This is a genomic window from Xenorhabdus hominickii, assembly GCF_002632725.1.
Classification (GTDB): Bacteria; Pseudomonadota; Gammaproteobacteria; order Enterobacterales; family Enterobacteriaceae; genus Xenorhabdus; species Xenorhabdus hominickii.
The window spans coordinates 255289-258121 of sequence record NZ_NJAI01000005.1 but is presented as its reverse complement, the minus strand read 5'-3'; the positions used below and the strand labels follow the sequence as shown (position 1 = coordinate 258121).

Below are 2833 nucleotides of genomic sequence, written 5' to 3'. Positions count from 1 at the left end.
GACCACGACCAAATATGAACGGTCACACCGCGTCGATTTACCCAAAGCCCATTCTGGCTGGCAGGTGCGGGTTCGCCGCCTGACCCCCAAACAGACCAGCAACCGGATTGCCGATGCCATGGTCGTTGAAGCCATCACCGAGGTGATCGACGCCAAATTAAGCTACCCGGAAACGGCCCTGTTATTCGTTCAGTTTGATGCCAAACAGTTTCGCAATATCCCGCAGGTCTCCTGTGAACCTAAGATGCGGATTATCCGGGTGCCGGATAATTATGATCCGGACAGTCGCACCTATTCGGGGGTGTGGTCAGGCGCCTTTAAATGGGCGTGGACAGACAATCCGGCGTGGATACTGTATGACCTGATGATCAATGACCGGTTCAGTATTGGTACCCGGGTGAAAGCCGAGAATCTGGCGCTGGCAAAATGGGACCTGTACCGCATTGCCCGGCACTGTGACCAGCCGGTGCCGGATGGCAAAGGGGGGATGGAGCCGAGGCACACCTGCAATGTCTATATCCAGTCGCAGGAGGACGCCTGGACTGTCCTGCGGGATATTGTCGGCATCTTCAACGGCATGACCTTCTGGGCGAACAATAACATGAATGTGCTGGCGGATATGCCGCGCACGGTGGATTTAAACTTCACCCGTGCCAACGTGCGGGACGGTAAATTTACCTATTCCAGTGCCAGCGAGAAAACCCATTATTCCACCGCCATGGTGAGCTGGTCAGATCCGCAGAACGGTTATCAGGATGCCGTGGAAGCGGTCTTCGACCCTCAGTTAATGCGCCGGTATCAGGTGAAACAGGCGGATATCACCGCAATCGGCTGCACCCGGCAGAGTGAGGCCCAGCGGCGCGGCAAGTGGGTACTGTATACCAACCAGTATGACCGGATGGTCACCTTTACCGTGGGGCTGGAGGGCCGAATTCCGTTGCCCGGTTATATTATCGGGGTGGCGGATGAAACCTTCTCCGGTCGCGTACTGGGTGGGCGTATCAGCGCGGCTGATGGACGTAATATCACGCTGGACAGAGTGTCTTCGGCACAAGTGGGCGAGCGGTTAATCCTGAACCTGCCGTCGGGCAAAGCCGAGGGGCGCACTATTCAGGCGGTGAAGGGAACGGTGATCACGGTCACCACCGGTTATTCAGAAATTCCTGCCCCTGAAAACATCTGGGCGATTGATGCGGCTGACCTCGCTCTCCAGCTATTCCGGGTGACCGGCATCAAAGAGGGGGAAGACGGGGTATCTTTTGAAATCACTGCCGTTGAGCACAACCCGGATAAATACACCCACATTGACACCGGCACGCGCCTTGATGAGCGGCCCATTTCCGTGATCCCGCCGGGTGTGCAGCCGCCACCGAAGAACGTCACACTCAGCAATTACTCGGTCGTCAATCAGGGGATTGCGGTCACGACCTTGCGCGTGACATGGGAGGCGGCAGAAAGTGCGATTGCGTATGAAGCCGAATGGCGACGGGATAACGGCAACTGGATAGCCGCCCCGAGGACTTCCACGCAAGGGGTTGAAGTGCCCAACATCTATGCTGGCCGCTATCAGGCGCGGGTGAGGGCCATTAATGCCGCTGAGATATCCAGCCTCTGGGCCAATGCGCCGGAAACCGACCTGAAAGGGAAAGCCGGTAACCCGCCGGTTCCGCTGGGCTTTACAGCCACGCCGATTATCTTTGGTATCCAGCTGGACTGGGGCTTTGCCCCCAATACTGACGACACGCTGAAAACCGAACTCCAGTACAGCCCGACGAATGACGGGGAAGGGCTGATGTTGCTGGCCGATATTCCCTACCCCCAACGAACGCACACGATGCCGGGGCTGGCCGCGGGGAGGGCCTTCTACTTCCGGGCGCGGCTGGTGGACAAATCCGGCAATCCCTCCCCGTGGACCGCGTTTATCCGGGGCGAGTCTTCAACAGATACCAGTTGGATACTGGCGGCAACCGGCAATACCTTCCTCACCACCGCAGCGGGCAAGCGGATACAAGAGCAACTGGATTATCAGGCCGAAGCTGACCTGATTAACGGGGCGGCGATTCAGCAAACGGCCGTTCAGTTGATGGTCAAAGACGGCGAGAACAAGGCGGAAATTTCGCGTATTGACCGGGTTTTTGTGGATGCTCAAACCTCGTGGGCGCAATCCATTCAGGAAGTGAACGCCAACGTCGGGGAAAATCGCGCTTCTATTCTGGCGAACCAACAAGCCCTGATCAAACTGGATTCCTCTTTTGCCGAGAGCGAGCAGCGTGTACAGGTGCAATTCAGGGATCAATCGGCGGTCATTCGCACTAAGGCCACCGCCGTCTTTGACATCGACGGAAACGGCTATGCCCTCAAGGATATCGGGGCTGGGGTGAATTATCAGGGACAATATTATGGTGCGGGTATGGCCATTGGGGCCGAGGTGAAAAATGGCCGGGTGGAAACCCACTTCGCGGTCAGAGCAAACCAGTTCTCTGTATTGAATCCGGTCAATGGCAAACTGGACTCGGTATTCATGATTAAGGACGGGCAGGTCTTTATCCGGGAAGCCTTTCTCGGCACGGCGGTGATTGACGGGGCAAAAATCAAAGATGCCTCCATCACGATGGCAAAAATTGCGGACGGCATTCGTTCGGATAACTGGCCTCACAGCGGCTGGAACCTGCCGAAGAATGGCGCGTTTGAGATGAAAGGGATTTCAGGCCGGGCACGAATAGCCCTCGACCACACCGGACTGGCGGTCTTTGATGGTAGCGGTACGTTGCGAATTAAAGTGGGAGAAATATAAATGGCTTTAGGTATTCGGGTGCATCCCGGCGACGGGGGC

General features: G+C 56.7%; 1 protein-coding gene. It reads left to right on the top strand.

Annotated elements, in window-relative coordinates; translation table 11 throughout:
- Window positions 1-2794: TipJ family phage tail tip protein (locus tag Xhom_RS49025; RefSeq protein ID WP_099139796.1), on the top strand; the 2794-nt coding region annotated here is incomplete at its 5' end.
- Between the last annotated feature and the right edge of the window lie 39 nt (window positions 2795-2833).